Genomic DNA, 13,698 nt, shown 5'->3' with positions numbered 1-13,698 from the left:
GGATGGCAACCGTAGACATTACAGGTGAACAGTTCGCATCAACCGTCGAGAACAACGACATCGTCCTCGTTGATTTCTGGGCCGAATGGTGTGGTCCCTGCAAGCAGTTTGGACCCACGTACTCCGCTGTTTCGGAAAAGCACCCGGACGTCGTCTTCACCAAGGTCGACACTGAAGCCGAACAGCAGCTGGCCGCCGAAGCCGGCATCACGTCCATCCCCACGCTGATGGCCTTCCGTGAGAAGGTGCTGGTCTTTTCCCAGCCCGGTGCGCTGAACGCCCAGCAGCTGGAGCAGGTGGTTGACGCCGTCAAGGCACTGGACATGGAGGAAGTGCACGCCCACGTGGCCCGTTCAAAGGCCGAAGCGGCTTCAGCAGCCGGCAAGCAGGATGGCACCCAGATTCCGGAAGCCTAAAGGTCCGCCGGCCGTCCAACGCCTTAAGCGGAAGGGCCCCTTCCCCAGCGAACCTGGTTCGCCGGGGAAGGGGCCCGCGTTGTTTTATCCGGAAACGAGGCGGGACTACAGCCGTTCGAGCTGGACAGGTTCGGCCAGCAGGGCGCTCAGAGATTCGTTGAGGTCCTGGACGGCCGTGCCCTTGGAGTGCTTGTCGAGATCCGCTTCGGAAGCCCAGCGCTCGGTCAGCACCAGCTTCTCCTCGCTGGCCTCCGTCAGTTCGTAGCGGATGCAGCCGGGTTCGTTGACCACCTCGTCGATCGCAATCTCGAGGGCGAGCTTCACGCGAAAGAACTCGCCGTCGTTGGGGATGAACGTGGCCTTCAGGTCAATGGGTGCAATCATGCGTTTCACAATACCGGCCCGGGATGGGCGGCCCGCATATGTATAGGGCTTCCAAGTTTTGCGCTTCTTTAAGGCGGGCTCTGTTGGTAGCGTGCCAGCATGCGCGCTTACACAGCCGGGGACACTGACGTTCCGCTGCTTGAAGAGACCATCGGACAGAACTTCGAGCGGATGGTGGCCAGCTTTCCCTTTCACGACGCCCTCATCGAGGCGGCCCCGGTTCCCGGCGCGGACGCCCGCCGCTGGAGCTACACAAAACTGAACGACGACGTCGACAGGCTGGCCCGCGCGCTGCTCGCCCTCGGCGTCGCGGCGGGGGAGAGGGTGGGCATCTGGAGCCCCAACTGCGCGGAGTGGACCATCCTGCAGTACGCCACCGCCAAGATCGGCGCCATCCTGGTGAACGTGAACCCGGCCTACCGGAGCCACGAACTGGAGTTTGTCGTCAGGCAAAACGGTATGCGCATGCTGGTCACCGCACCCTCGGACCGGAGCAGCGACTACACCGGGATGGCCCGGCAGGCGCTCGCCGAATGTCCCGAACTGCAGGAGCTGGTCTTCCTGCCCGACGGCGGGCAACCGCTCCTGGAAGCCGGCGTCCCTGAATCCGACGCGGAGCTCACGTACGCCGAGCTGCTGAAGCGCGCCGACGACGTCGGGCATTCCGCCCTGAAAGCCCGCCTCGCGGGGCTGGACCCGAACGATCCCATCAACCTGCAGTACACCTCGGGCACCACGGGTTTCCCCAAAGGCGCCACGCTCACGCACCGCAACATCCTTAACAACGGCTACTCCATCGGGGAGCTGCTTCGCTACACGGAGCACGACCGGGTGGTGATTCCGGTGCCGTTCTACCACTGCTTCGGGATGGTCATCGGGAACCTGAACGCGCTCAGCCACGGCGCCGCCACCATCATCCCCGGCCGGTCATTCACGCCCGCGGCGGCCTTGGAAGCGGTGCAGGATTTCGGCGGCACGTCGCTGTACGGGGTGCCCACGATGTTCATCGCCGAGCTGGCGCTGCCGGACTTCGCCTCGTATGACATTTCCACGCTGCGCACAGGCGTGATGGCCGGCTCACTGTGTCCCATCGAGGTGATGAACCGGGTCATTTCGGAGATGAACATGAAGGACGTGGCCATCTGCTACGGCATGACGGAGACCTCCCCGGTGTCCACCATGACCCGCACCGGCGACACCATCAAACAGCGCACCGAGACCGTGGGCCGGACCATGCCGCAGCTGGAGAGCCAGGTGGTGGATCCGGTCACCGGGACGGTTTTGGAGCGCGGGGAAATCGGCGAGCTGTGCACCCGCGGCTATGCCGTGATGAAGGGGTACTGGGGCCAGCCGGACAAGATTGCCGAGGCGATCGACGCGGAGGGCTGGATGCACACCGGCGACCTGGCCCTGATGGACGACGACGGCTACGTGGTGATCGAAGGCCGGATCAAGGACATGGTGATCCGTGGCGGCGAAAATATCTATCCCCGCGAGATTGAGGAATTCCTGTACACCCACCCGTCCATCCAGGACGTGCAGGTGATCGGCGTTCCGGATGCCAGGTACGGCGAGGAGCTGATGGCCTGCATCATCCTCAAACCCGGCGCTGAGCCGCTGGACCAGGCCGCCGTCGCCGATTTCTGCCGGGAAAAGCTGGCGCACTACAAAATTCCGCGGTACGTGGAGGTCCGCGAAAGCTTCCCGATGACCGTCTCCGGGAAAGTCCGCAAGGTGGAGATGCGCGAGGAAGCGGTGGCGCGCCTGGGCCTCTAGCCACGAGGGCCCCAAACTGTCCGTTCGCGCTCGAGTCACTCCAGTTATGGACCTAGTGCCGGCGGTGGTCCTGGATGGTCATGCGCGGGCCGAAGGTGGGTTTGCGGAAGCCGCTGAGGCCGATCATCCGCACCACCCGCTGCCGGTGGCCGGGCCACGGGGCAAGCAGCCGCAGCATCCCGGCGTCATCCGTCCGCCGGCCGGTGAGGGCCGCCCCCACGTACGCCGCAAGGTGGTAGTCACCCACGGCGATGGAGTCCGGGCAGCCGTGCGTGCGCTGGACGACTTCGGCGGTGGTCCAGATGCCGATGCCGGGAATGGTCTGCATCTTCGCAGATGCTTCCGCGGCCGTCACACCCGCCAGCCGTTCAAGCGCGACGGCGGAACGCAGCGCGCGCATTACCGTCGCCGATCGCTGCGGCCCGACGCCCGCCTTGTGCCACTCCCAGGACGGGATGCGCAGCCACTGCTCAGGGGTGGGCTGGACCAGCAGCCCGGCCGGTGCGGCCGTTCCGGCGGCGGGGGCCGGCGTGCCGAAGCGGTACATCAGGTAGCGGTAGCCGCGCCGCGCTTCGATCACGGTGACCTTCTGTTCAAGCACGGTGGGCACGAGCGAATCAACCATCCGGCCGGTGGCCGGGAGCCGTAAGGCGAGGTTCCGGCGTCGGGCTTCCACCACAATCCGGGGGAGGGTCGCATGGAATTCCGGGCAGTCAAACGCCGACCAGTCGTCGTCGCTGCCCAGCAGCCGCGGCGCGGCAGCGACGGCGGCCTCGGCTCCCGGCCCCCAGGCCTGGACGTCGACAGCCGGTTCGCGCGGGTCCTCGGAAAGGGTGAGGCACAGCGTGGCGGGGCCGGCCGCCGTCGTAAAGGACATCCACACGCCGCCCGGAGCGGCGGCAAACGTCGGATCCCCGGCGCCGCGCATGAGCGTGCCGACAGTCTGCAGGAGGTTGTAGGGCCCGCCCGGATGCCACCGCAGGGACGCGTCCGCCGCGGCAGCCAGGCCGGCGGGGACGTCGGCGATGGTCACTAATCCATCGTCCCACGCCGGGCTGACACGGCCTGAAACGGCTGGCCGCAAAGGGGCCAACGGCACTGCCCAAGCAGGCGTGCCCGGGACTAAAATCCGCGGTATGGCGGGGGACTCCGCGCCATCAACCCCACGATGTCAGGAGCAGTCAATGGCTGGAATAGTGCATTTCGAAATCCCGGCGGACGATCAGGGCCGGGCCACCACGTTCTACCAGTCGGCCTTCGACTGGACCATCAATGCAATGCCCGATATGGACTACAACGTGGTGACAACAACGCCGACCGACGAAAAGACGGGCATGCCAAAAACCCCCGGCGCCATCAACGGCGGGATGTTCGCCAGGGAAGGGGACTTGAAGACACCCATCATCACCGTGGACGTCGAGGACATCGACGCCGCGCTCGCGCAGATCGAATCACTGGGCGGATCAGTGGTGAAGCCCAAGGACGCCATTCCGGGCATGGGCTACTACGCCTATTTCAGGGACACCGAGGGCAACGTCCTGGGCCTGTGGCAGAACGCGGCACCGGAAGGCGGCGCTCAGACGGGTGCCGGTACGGCGGCCAACGACATCGGCGCCTAAGAAATCGGCGCCTAAGAAGCAGTGCCGAAGCGGGGCGGGCAGGCCCGAGACGGTAACTTTGTACCTATGAAGTACGCCCAGTCCGTCCTGGACCTCATCGGCAACACGCCCCTCGTCAAACTCAACCACGTAACCGACGGCATCAAAGCCACGGTCCTGGCCAAGGTGGAATACCTGAACCCGGGCGGGTCCATCAAGGACCGCATCGCGGCGAAGATGATCGAGGAAGCGGAGCGGGACGGCAAGCTGCTCCCCGGCGGAACCATCGTTGAACCCACCTCGGGGAACACCGGCGTCGGACTGGCCCTCGTGGCCCAGCAGAAGGGCTACCGGTGCATTTTTGTGGTGCCGGACAAGGTGGGCGAGGACAAGCGTGCCGTCCTGCAGGCATACGGCGCCGAAGTGGTGGTGACCCCCACGTCCGTCGCCCCGGACAGCCCGCAAAGCTACTACGGCGTTTCGGACCGCCTGGTCACCGAAATCCCCGGCGCCTTCAAGCCTGACCAGTTCTCCAACCCGGCGGCTCCAGGCAGCCACTATGAGTCCACCGGTCCCGAGATCTGGAACGACACGGACCGCCGGGTCACGCACTGCGTTATTGGTGCCGGCACCGGCGGCACCATCACGGGAACCGGCCGCTACCTGAAGGAAGTGTCCGCCGGCCGTCCCGAGGCCGACGGCGGCCGCGTCCGGATCATCGGCGCCGACCCGGAAGGCTCCGTGTACTCAGGCGGCACCGGCCGGCCCTACTTCGTCGAGGGCGTCGGCGAGGACATGTGGCCCGCGAACTACGACAAAGCCGTCCCGGACGAGGTCATCGCCGTCAGCGATGCCGAATCGTTCGAGATGACGCGCAGGCTCGCCCGCGAGGAGGGCCTCCTGGTGGGCGGATCCTCCGGCATGGCCGTGGTGGCTGCCCTGCAGGTTGCCAGGGACCTCCCTGAAGAGGCCGTGGTGGTGGTGATCCTGCCCGATTCAGGCCGCGGCTACCTCGCCAAGATCTTCAACGACCAGTGGATGCGGTCCTACGGCTTCCTGTCCGGCGGCGAAGAGTCCTCGGTCGGCGAGGTGCTGAAGTCGAAGACCGGTGAACTTCCGGAGCTGGTGCACATCCACCCGAACGAAACCGTCCGCGACGTCATCAACATCATGAACGAATTCGGCGTCTCCCACATCCCGGTGCTGTCCCAGGAGCCGCCGGTGGTCATGGGCGAGGTGCTGGGCGCGGTGGACGAACGGAGCCTCACCTCGAAGCTGTTCCGCGGCGAGGCGAAGCTGACGGACAAGATTTCCGAACACATGGGGGAGCGGCTTCCCGTGATCGGTTCGCTGGAGACGATCTCCGCGGCCCGCGAACTGCTCTCCGACGTGGACACGGTCATGGTCACCTTCGTCGGCGCCCCGGTGGGCATCCTCACCCGCCACGATCTCCTCGCCTACCTCAGCCACTAGTCCTGTTTGCCAGCCCGACCGGCAGCCGAAAGGAACTTCATGTCTGTCTCTGAAAACCAAGGTTTCAACACCCGCGCCGTCCACTCCGGCCAGGCCTTCGAGCCGCGCACCGGTGCCGTGGTGCCGCCGCTACACTTCAGCTCCACCTATGCGCAGGACGGGATCGGCGGGCTGCGCGACGGCTATGAATACGGTCGCGGCGGAAACCCCACCCGCGACGCCCTGCAGGAACAGCTGGCTGCGCTCGAAGGCGGCTCCCACGCCTACTCCTTCAGCTCCGGCCTGGCCGCGGAGGATTCCCTCATCCGCGCGCTCACGCGGCCGGGGGACCACATCGTGCTGGGCAACGACGCCTACGGCGGCACGTACCGGCTGATCAGCCGGGTCCTGGGGGACTGGGGCATCGGCAACACCCCCGTGGACATGGCGGACCTGGACGCCGTCACGGCGGCGGTGGCCGCAGGCGGACCCGAGGGCGGCAGGACCCGCCTCGTCTGGGTGGAAACTCCGTCCAACCCGCTGATGAAGATCACCGACATCGAGGCCCTCGCGAAGGTGGCGCACGACGCCGGCGCCCTCCTGGTCGTCGACAACACTTTCGCGTCGCCTTACCTGCAGACGCCGCTGGCCCTTGGCGCCGACATTGTGGTGCATTCAACCACCAAGTACATCGGCGGCCACTCCGACGTCGTCGGCGGTGCGCTTGTGGTCAATGACCCGGAGCTCGCGGAGAAGATCGGCTTCGTCCAGTTCGCCGTCGGCGCCGTGTCCGGCCCGATGGACGCCTTCCTCACCACCCGCGGCCTCAAGACCCTCGGCGTCCGGATGGACCGGCACAGCGACAACGCCCAGGCGGTGGCCGAATGGCTGCTGGAACGCCCCGAGGTGGAAGCCGTGCTCTACCCGGGCCTTCCGTCGCACCCGGGCCACGACCTTGCGAAAAAGCAGATGAAGAAGTTCGGCGGCATGATCTCGGTGCAGTTCAAGGGCGGCGAAGCCGCTGCCCGCACCGTCGCGGAAAACACCTCGGTGTTCACCCTGGCCGAATCCCTCGGCGGCATCGAATCGCTGATGAACTACCCGTCGGAGATGACGCACGCCTCCGTCAAGGGAACCGAGCTGGCCGTTCCCGTCAACCTCATCCGGCTCTCCTGCGGCATCGAGGACGTTGAGGACCTGATCGCCGACCTCGAGCATGCCTTCACCTTCATCGGGACGGGCAGCTAGCAGCCGGTGGCCATCTCGCTTCAGGACATCTCGCCCAGCACGCGGGGCCGGTTCGCGACGGCGGCCGGTGCTGCCGCCGTCGTCGTCGCCCTTGTGGTCCTCTACTCGTCGTACATCCCGCTGATGAACGACTTCGAGGTGTATTACTACGGCGGCACCCGCGTCCTCCAGACCGGCGAGACCGGCGTCAACGAGCTGTATGCGCCGCGGGACGGCCTGCCGTTCACGTACCCGCCGTTCGCCGCGCTGCTGTTTGCCCTGCTGGCGACCCTCAGCATCGGCGCGAGCAGCCTCATCTTCATCACGACGGCGCTGGCGGGCGCCGCCGTCGTGTCGGCGTGGCTGGCGCGGCACTACTTCGGGCTGCGCCGCTGGAAGGATGCCTTCGCCGACTGGCGGTTCCGGGCCGTGGCGCTTGCAGGAACGGCGGCGATCCTGCTGCTGGGTCCCTGGCGCGACACGTTCGACTTCGGCCAGATCAACATCATCCTGATGGGCCTGATCCTTGCGGACTTCGCCCTTTACGGGAAGTCGCGGGCGGGGGAGCTCCGGTGGCCTGCGGGCCTGCTGATCGGCCTGGCGGCGGGGATCAAGCTCACCCCGCTGGCGTTTGGCCTGTACTTCCTGGTGCGCCGGGACTTCAAAGCGCTCGGCTGGATGGCGGCCGGCTTCTTCGGCTCCATTGCACTGTCCTGGGCCCTGCTGCCGCACGCCTCGCAAACGTTCTGGACCAAAATCCTTCCGGACACCAGCAGGATCGGCGGTCCCGGCTACGTGGACAACCTGTCCGTCAAGGGCCTGCTGCTCCATGCGGGGCTGCCCGATTCCGGACTCACCAGCATTTTGTGGCTGGTCCTCTCGCTGGCCGTGGCGGCCGTGGCCGCGCTGGTCATCAAATGGGCCGTGGACGCGGACGAAAACTTCGTGGCAGTGTCCGCCACCGCCGTGCTGATGCTGCTGATCAGCCCGGTCTCCTGGTCCCACCACTGGGTGTGGATGGCCGTGGCCCTGCCGTCCATGGCCTTTGCGCTGCACCGGGTTCCCTCGCGGGACGGGAAGATGCGGCTGGCCGGCTGGGTCATTGTGGCCGCCTCGGTGGTGGCGTTCTACCTCACGCCGAAGTACCTGGCGATGATGGCCGGCGCCAACGAATGGGGCAAGGACCCGCAGACCCAGTGGCAACTCACAGTGTCCAGCCTGGGCGTTGTCTGCGGGATCGCGATGCTGGTGTACTGGGCTTTGGCATACCGCCCCTCGAGGGCCACCCTCCGCTAAACGCGGCCGGCAGCTTTCCCGGGAGTGTGGCTTTCTTCAAGAAAGTCAGCTACGGTTTCCTGCATGGCACTCCGCTCCGACTGGTCCCAACGCACCTGCGCCATGGCCCGCGGCCTGGACATCCTCGGCGACCCCTGGAGCATGCTGGTGCTCCGTGAGGTGTTCTTCGGCAACGGCCGCTTCGATGCCATGAAGAATCGCCTGATGGTTGCCGACTCCGTGCTCACCAAACGCCTGGCAGGCCTCGTGGATGCCGGGCTTCTGGAGCGGAAACCGTACGACGACGGCGGACGCACCCGCCAGGAGTACGTGCTCACCGGCAAAGGCGAGGATGCGCTGCCGGTGCTCAACGCCGTCGTGATCTGGGCCGAAAAGCACCTCCCCGCCCCGTCCGAACAGGCGCACATGTTCGTGATCCACTCCACCTGCGGGCAGCGGACGTCGTCCGCGGACTCCTGCACGGCCTGCGGTGAGCGGCTCACCGCGGACAACACCAGCTGGCACAGCCTTACTCGCACGCCGGAGCCCGTCCGGCTGGCCACTGCCGCCCCGCATAACTCCGCATCCCAGAACTCCGCTTCACAGAACGGACCCGCAGCATGAGCGTTCCCCAGACCACCCTGCCTCCCGTACGCAGGAAACGGATCCATCCGGCATGGATCGTCGCCGCCGTCGCGTTCCTGGCCCTGGTGGGAGCCGCCGGTTTCCGAGCGGCGCCGGGCGTGCTGATGGTGCCGCTGCAGGACGAATTCGGCTGGTCCACCACCGTGCTGTCCGCGGCCGTCAGCATCAACCTGGTGCTCTTCGGCCTCACCGCACCGTTCGCTGCAGCCCTGATGGAACGGTTCGGCATCCGCGCCGTGACGTCCGTGGCGCTGGTCCTGATCGGCGCCGGCAGTGCCCTGACCGTCCTGGTGAACCAGTCGTGGCAGATCCTGCTGACCTGGGGTTTACTGATCGGACTGGGCACAGGATCCATGGCACTGGTGTTCGCCGCCACCATCGCCAACACCTGGTTCACCAAGAGCCGCGGCCTGGTGATCGGCATCCTGACGGCCGGGAGTGCCGCCGGACAGCTGGTCTTCCTGCCCTTCATCGCCATGCTTGCCCAGGATCCCGGCTGGCGGCAAGCATCCCTCCTTATCGCCGCCGGCGCGCTGGCCGTGGTGCCGATGGTGCTCAAATTCCTCAAGAACTCGCCCGCCGACGCCGGCGTGCTGGCCTACGGCGCCGATGCCCCGGCCGAACCGGCCCCCGGGACCGCCCCTTCACCTTCTCCGTCAGCTGCGCCGTCGACGGCCCCGTCAGCAGCGCTAGGCGGGAACGCCGCCGTCCGGGCCCTCCAGGTGCTCAAGCGGGCCAGCAAAGTCCGGACTTTCTGGGCGCTGGTGGCGGGCTTCGCGATCTGCGGTGCCACCACCAACGGACTCATCGGCACCCACTTCATCCCGTCCGCGCACGACCACGGAATGCCCGAAACCACCGCGGCGGGCCTGCTCGCCGTCGTCGGGATCTTCGACATCGTAGGCACCATCGCGTCCGGCTGGCTCACGGACCGCTTCAACCCGCGGATCCTCCTGGCGGTGTACTACCAGTTCCGCGGCATCGGGCTCCTGGTGCTGCCGCTCCTGCTGAGCGCCACGGTCCAGCCCAGCATGATCGTGTTCGTGGTGATCTACGGACTGGACTGGGTGGCCACCGTTCCGCCTACCGCCGCCATCTGCCGCCAGGTGTTCGGTGCCGACGGCAGCGTGGTGTTCGGCTGGGTGTTCGCCGCCCACCAGCTCGGTGCAGCCGCCGCAGCCCTGACCGCCGGGGCCATCCGTGACGCCACCGGCCAGTACACCTATGCCTGGTTCGGGGCAGCCGCCATGTGCACCATTGCCGCCGTGATCAGCGCCACCATCCGCAAGGACGCCGGCGCGCGCGAACCCGTACTGGTGGAGGCCAAGGCCGCGGAAGGCTGAGTGCACGGCCGGGCTGGTTCCCCGCCCGCCTGCCACGCCCGAGCCGGTGATGCCACGTCGGAGCCGCGATGCCACGCCGGAGCCCCGCAGCACGGGACACGGCGTCGGGGTCAGTAGGATGTGAGAACGACGCGCCCGATCCGGCGCGGGCCGCCGGCACAACATCGCGATAGCGCGCACCGCGCCTGCAGTGGCGCCGCTCTGCACGAAAAAAGTTTGGGGAAACGGGATGGCACTGCTCGACGCCGAAAAGAAACTCGACGCCGAAAACCGGGCTGGCACCGGCAAGGCGGCACGGCCATCCGCGGGGTCCGCTGCGCCCTGGTACCGGAGCCGGCTGGCGCTGGCTATTCCCGGCGAGCTGGTGACGTTGTTCGCGTTGCTCGCCGCCGCCGTCTTTATGTCCTCCCGGCTCGACGCCTGGGGTGAGCAGGGCCTGGACTTCAGCGTCTATTGGCACGGCGGCAAGATCCTCAACGAAGCCGGTGCAGCGCCGTCGAACCTTTACAGCAAGACGGTGGGCTGGGCAGGAGGTCCGGAGTTGCCGTTCACGTACCCGCCGTTCGCCGCGATGCTGTTCAGCCTGCTGGCCAGGTTGCCGGAGGAGTCGGCCCTGATGCTCTTCAATGCTGCAGGTGCCGCGGTTGCGGCCTGGGTCGCCGTGCGCGGAGTGCGGTACTGGAGCGGTAAGCAAGACTGGCGCGGCGTCTTCGGAGGCGCCGGGTTCAAAGCGATGCGGAACCGCTGGGGCGCAGTGATCCTGCTGCTGGCCGTCATCAACCTGGGCCCGTGGCGCGAGACGCTGGCGTTCGGCCAGATCAACATCCTGCTGATGGGGCTCATGGCAGCCGACCTCCTGGCCAGGAACCACCGCTGGACCCGGGGCCTTCCCGGGCGCGGATTCCTGGTGGGCGTGGCCGCCGGCATCAAGCTCACGCCTCTGGTCTTCGGGCTGTACTTCCTGGTGCGCAAGGACTGGCGCGGACTCGCCAACATGTCCGCGGGGTTCGCTTTCACCGTGCTGCTGGGCTGGCTGGTCCGGCCCGCGGAAACGCTCCGGTTCTGGCTGGAGATCCTGCCGGACACGTCAAGGATCGGCGGGGCGGGCTATGTGGACAACCTCTCCATCAAAGGCGCCCTGCTGCACTTCGGCGTTCCTGAAGCCGCCGTCACCGTCCCGTGGCTCCTGCTGAGCCTGCTGGTGGTTTGCATGGGCGCCGCGGTCATCAAAGCCGCCAGCGACCAGGGCGCCCGCGTGGTGGCCATTTCGGCGACGGCCCTCACCATGCTGCTCATCAGCCCAGTTTCCTGGTCCCACCACTGGGTCTGGATGGCGGCGGTCCTGCCGGCCTTCGCCTGGACGCTTCGCGAAACGCCGCACCGCCACCGTGCCACCCGCTGGCTCCTGGGCGGGGTGCTGGGAGCATCGATCATGGTGTTCTTCTTTTCCCCGAAAACCATCGGCAAGGCGTTGGGAGCGGAGAACCTGGACTTTCAGGTGCCGGAGCCCTGGCTGATGGCCTCCAGCGCGGGTGTGTTCTGCGCCGTAGCCGTCCTGGCGTGCTGGCTGGTGGTGCTCCGCCGGGGCTCGCTGGCTGAGGCTCCCGCATGAGCCGGACAGCATTGGTCACCGGGGCGGGCCGCCTCGCCGGCATCGGTGCCGGCATCGCCCGGCGCCTGGCCGCGGACGGCTGGGACCTCGTGCTGACGTACTGGCAGGAATACGATTCGCGGATGCCCTGGGGAGTCCAGCCGGACGACGTCGGGCGCCTGGCGGCCGAGCTGGCGGCGACCGGCGCACGCGTCATCGCCCTGCCGGCGGACCTGGAGGATCCGCTGGCCGTGGACCGGCTCATGGCCGACGCGGCGGAGCGGGCCGGGACGTTGCAGGGGCTGGTGCTCAGCCACGCGGAATCCGTGGACTCCGGCGTCCTGGACACCACGCTGGCGAGCTGGGAACGCCACTTTGCAGTGAACACCCGGGCGAGCTGGCAGCTGATCGCGGCCTTTGCGCGGCAGGCAGGGCCCGGCGGCGGCGCGATCGTCGCGCTGACCAGTGACCACACTGCGTTCAACCTGCCCTACGGTGCGTCCAAGGGGGCGCTGGACCGGACAGTCATTGCCGCGGCGAGGGAGCTGGGACCGGCCGGAATCACGGCCAATGTGTTGAACCCCGGGCCGGTGGACACGGGGTGGATGGACGAGCAGCTGCGCGAGGACCTCACCCGCCGCCAGCCCGGCGGCCGGCTTGGAACCCCGGCGGATGTGGCGGGAACCGTGGCTTTCCTGCTATCGCCGGAGGGCCGCTGGGTCTCCGGGCAGCTGATCAAGGCCGATGGCGGCTTCTCGGCGTAGTTCCCTTGACGCAGGCGTGCCGGGGTCAGCGGAAGGCGCCGATCCCGGTGATGTGCTGGCCGAGGATGAGGGTGTGGACCTCGTCGGTGCCCTCGTAGGTGCGCACCGATTCGAGGTTCGCGGCGTGCCGCAGCGGGGAGTAGTCCAGCGTGATCCCGTTGCCGCCCAGGATGGACCGGGCCTCGCGGGCAATGGCCAGCGCTTCGCGGACGTTGTTCAGCTTGCCGAAGGAGATCTGCTCCGGCCGCAGGGTGCCTGCGTCCTTGAGTCGGCCCAGGTGGAGCGCCAGCATAGTGCCTTTCTGGATCTCCAGCAGCATGTTCACCAGCTTCTCCTGCGTGAGCTGGTACCCGGCCAGCGGCCTGCCGAACTGGAGCCGGTCCTGGGAATACTTCAGGGCGGCCTCATACGAATCGCGGGCGGCACCCATGGCACCCCAGGCGATCCCGTACCGCGCCTCGTTGAGGCAGGTGAACGGACCGCGGAGGCCCAGGGCGCCGGGCAGCAGGGCCTCGGGTCCCAGCTGTACGCCGTCGAACGCGATGTCGCACTGGATCGAGGCGCGCATGGAGAGCTTCCGGGTGATCGGCGTCGCAGTGACCCCGGCAGTTCCGGCCGGCACCAGGAAGCCGCGCACGCCGTCGTCCGTCATTGCCCACACCACCATTACTCCGGCGACGGACGCGAGCCCGATCCAGCGCTTGGCGCCGTCAAGCACCCATCCTGCGTCATCCCCGGAACCATCCCGGCGGGCGACCGTGGTCATGGCGGACGGATCCGACCCTGCGTCGGGCTCGGTCAGGGCGAAGCAGCCGATCACCTCACCGGCAGCCATCCGGGGCAGCCACTCCTGCTTCTGGTCTTCGGAACCCCACCTGTGGATCGCGGTCATGGCCAGGGACCCCTGCACGGACACGAAGGTGCGGATCCCTGAGTCACCGGCCTCCAGCTCCATCGCGGCCAGGCCGTACTCCACGGCGGAGCGTCCCGGGCAGCGGTAACCGTCCAGATGCATGCCGAGGACACCCAGTTCGCCGAGCTCCGGGGCGAGGTCCAACGGAAAAGTGGCGTCCTCGTACCAGCGGGCAATGCCCGGTTTGATCCGCTGCTCGGTGAAGTCGCGGATCCGCTCCCGGACCGCCAGCTCCCCGGGAGTCAGCAGGGCGTCCAGGGCCAGGACATCGGAGGGGTCGGACACGGCGGGAATGTCAGCAGCGTTGCTCATTG

At 67.5% G+C, this 13,698-nt stretch carries 13 protein-coding genes; 10 read left to right on the top strand and 3 right to left on the bottom strand.

Features of this window, described 5'->3' with window-relative positions:
* Positions 1 to 2 precede the first annotated feature (2 nt).
* The gene (gene trxA, locus J7I92_RS04660) at positions 3 to 416 is read left to right on the top strand and encodes a thioredoxin (protein WP_214837898.1); all 414 of its coding nucleotides are present in this window, start codon (positions 3 to 5) and stop codon (positions 414 to 416) included.
* A 105-nt stretch (positions 417 to 521) separates the two neighbouring features.
* Here the strand turns inward: trxA and J7I92_RS04655 are convergent, their stop codons facing one another.
* Entirely contained in the window at positions 522 to 800 is a 279-nt protein-coding gene (locus J7I92_RS04655) for a putative quinol monooxygenase (RefSeq protein ID WP_214837897.1), read from the bottom strand.
* A gap of 99 nt (positions 801 to 899) precedes the next feature.
* Here J7I92_RS04655 and J7I92_RS04650 point away from each other — a divergent pair, with 99 nt between their 5' ends.
* Positions 900 to 2,576, top strand: a complete 1,677-nt coding sequence (locus J7I92_RS04650) for an AMP-binding protein (protein WP_214837894.1) — start codon at positions 900 to 902, stop codon at positions 2,574 to 2,576.
* 52 nt (positions 2,577 to 2,628) lie between these two features.
* On the opposite strand, the gene J7I92_RS04645 is transcribed toward J7I92_RS04650, so the two are convergent.
* A complete protein-coding gene (locus J7I92_RS04645; protein WP_214837892.1) occupies positions 2,629 to 3,609 on the bottom strand; it encodes a DNA-3-methyladenine glycosylase in 981 nt (326 codons plus the stop codon).
* A 151-nt stretch (positions 3,610 to 3,760) separates the two neighbouring features.
* Between J7I92_RS04645 and J7I92_RS04640 the strand changes: the two genes are divergently transcribed.
* From J7I92_RS04640 to J7I92_RS04605, 8 genes are all read left to right on the top strand, one after another.
* Positions 3,761 to 4,195, top strand: a complete 435-nt coding sequence (locus J7I92_RS04640) for a VOC family protein (RefSeq protein WP_214837890.1) — start codon at positions 3,761 to 3,763, stop codon at positions 4,193 to 4,195.
* 66 nt (positions 4,196 to 4,261) lie between these two features.
* Positions 4,262 to 5,647 carry a cystathionine beta-synthase gene (locus tag J7I92_RS04635; protein ID WP_214837887.1) on the top strand — a complete coding sequence of 462 codons (1,386 nt, stop codon included), beginning with the start codon at positions 4,262 to 4,264 and terminating at the stop codon, positions 5,645 to 5,647.
* A gap of 39 nt (positions 5,648 to 5,686) precedes the next feature.
* Positions 5,687 to 6,874 carry a cystathionine gamma-synthase gene (locus J7I92_RS04630; protein WP_214837884.1) on the top strand — a complete coding sequence of 396 codons (1,188 nt, stop codon included), beginning with the start codon at positions 5,687 to 5,689 and terminating at the stop codon, positions 6,872 to 6,874.
* Between the two features lie 6 nt (positions 6,875 to 6,880).
* Positions 6,881 to 8,149: a glycosyltransferase 87 family protein gene (locus J7I92_RS04625; RefSeq protein ID WP_214837881.1), complete on the top strand. Its 1,269-nt coding sequence runs from the start codon at positions 6,881 to 6,883 to the stop codon at positions 8,147 to 8,149.
* A gap of 63 nt (positions 8,150 to 8,212) precedes the next feature.
* The gene (locus J7I92_RS04620) at positions 8,213 to 8,752 is read left to right on the top strand and encodes a helix-turn-helix domain-containing protein (protein ID WP_214837877.1); all 540 of its coding nucleotides are present in this window, start codon (positions 8,213 to 8,215) and stop codon (positions 8,750 to 8,752) included.
* Positions 8,749 to 10,116, top strand: coding sequence for an MFS transporter (locus J7I92_RS04615; protein ID WP_214837875.1), 1,368 nt, complete (start codon positions 8,749 to 8,751; stop codon positions 10,114 to 10,116). The genes J7I92_RS04620 and J7I92_RS04615 overlap by 4 nt, the downstream gene beginning before the upstream one ends.
* Before the next feature lie 229 nt (positions 10,117 to 10,345).
* On the top strand, positions 10,346 to 11,728 hold the full coding sequence (locus J7I92_RS04610; RefSeq protein WP_251039418.1) for a glycosyltransferase 87 family protein: 1,383 nt from the start codon (positions 10,346 to 10,348) through the stop codon (positions 11,726 to 11,728).
* Entirely contained in the window at positions 11,725 to 12,471 is a 747-nt protein-coding gene (locus J7I92_RS04605) for an SDR family oxidoreductase (protein ID WP_214837872.1), read from the top strand. The genes J7I92_RS04610 and J7I92_RS04605 overlap by 4 nt, the downstream gene beginning before the upstream one ends.
* A gap of 25 nt (positions 12,472 to 12,496) precedes the next feature.
* On the opposite strand, the gene J7I92_RS04600 is transcribed toward J7I92_RS04605, so the two are convergent.
* Positions 12,497 to 13,696, bottom strand: a complete 1,200-nt coding sequence (locus J7I92_RS04600) for an acyl-CoA dehydrogenase family protein (protein WP_214837869.1) — start codon at positions 13,694 to 13,696, stop codon at positions 12,497 to 12,499.
* Positions 13,697 to 13,698 lie beyond the last annotated feature (2 nt).

It is taken from the genome of Arthrobacter sp. ISL-72, from assembly GCF_018613755.1.
Taxonomy (GTDB): Bacteria; Actinomycetota; Actinomycetes; order Actinomycetales; family Micrococcaceae; genus Arthrobacter.
Note: the sequence above shows the minus strand (reverse complement) of the source record. Positions and strands in the feature narration are given on the sequence as shown.

Excerpts from the sequence above, each read along its gene's own strand:
- J7I92_RS04635 (WP_214837887.1), top strand. The coding sequence starts at position 4,262 with ATGAAGTACGCCCAGTCCGTCCTGGACCTCATCGGCAACACGCCCCTC.
- J7I92_RS04615 (WP_214837875.1), top strand. The coding sequence starts at position 8,749 with ATGAGCGTTCCCCAGACCACCCTGCCTCCCGTACGCAGGAAACGGATC.
- J7I92_RS04655 (WP_214837897.1), bottom strand. The coding sequence starts at position 800 with ATGATTGCACCCATTGACCTGAAGGCCACGTTCATCCCCAACGACGGC.
- J7I92_RS04610 (WP_251039418.1), top strand. The coding sequence starts at position 10,346 with ATGGCACTGCTCGACGCCGAAAAGAAACTCGACGCCGAAAACCGGGCT.
- J7I92_RS04620 (WP_214837877.1), top strand. The coding sequence starts at position 8,213 with ATGGCACTCCGCTCCGACTGGTCCCAACGCACCTGCGCCATGGCCCGC.
- J7I92_RS04640 (WP_214837890.1), top strand. The coding sequence starts at position 3,761 with ATGGCTGGAATAGTGCATTTCGAAATCCCGGCGGACGATCAGGGCCGG.
- J7I92_RS04605 (WP_214837872.1), top strand. The coding sequence starts at position 11,725 with ATGAGCCGGACAGCATTGGTCACCGGGGCGGGCCGCCTCGCCGGCATC.
- J7I92_RS04650 (WP_214837894.1), top strand. The coding sequence starts at position 900 with ATGCGCGCTTACACAGCCGGGGACACTGACGTTCCGCTGCTTGAAGAG.
- J7I92_RS04600 (WP_214837869.1), bottom strand. The coding sequence starts at position 13,696 with ATGAGCAACGCTGCTGACATTCCCGCCGTGTCCGACCCCTCCGATGTC.
- trxA (WP_214837898.1), top strand. The coding sequence starts at position 3 with ATGGCAACCGTAGACATTACAGGTGAACAGTTCGCATCAACCGTCGAG.
- J7I92_RS04630 (WP_214837884.1), top strand. The coding sequence starts at position 5,687 with ATGTCTGTCTCTGAAAACCAAGGTTTCAACACCCGCGCCGTCCACTCC.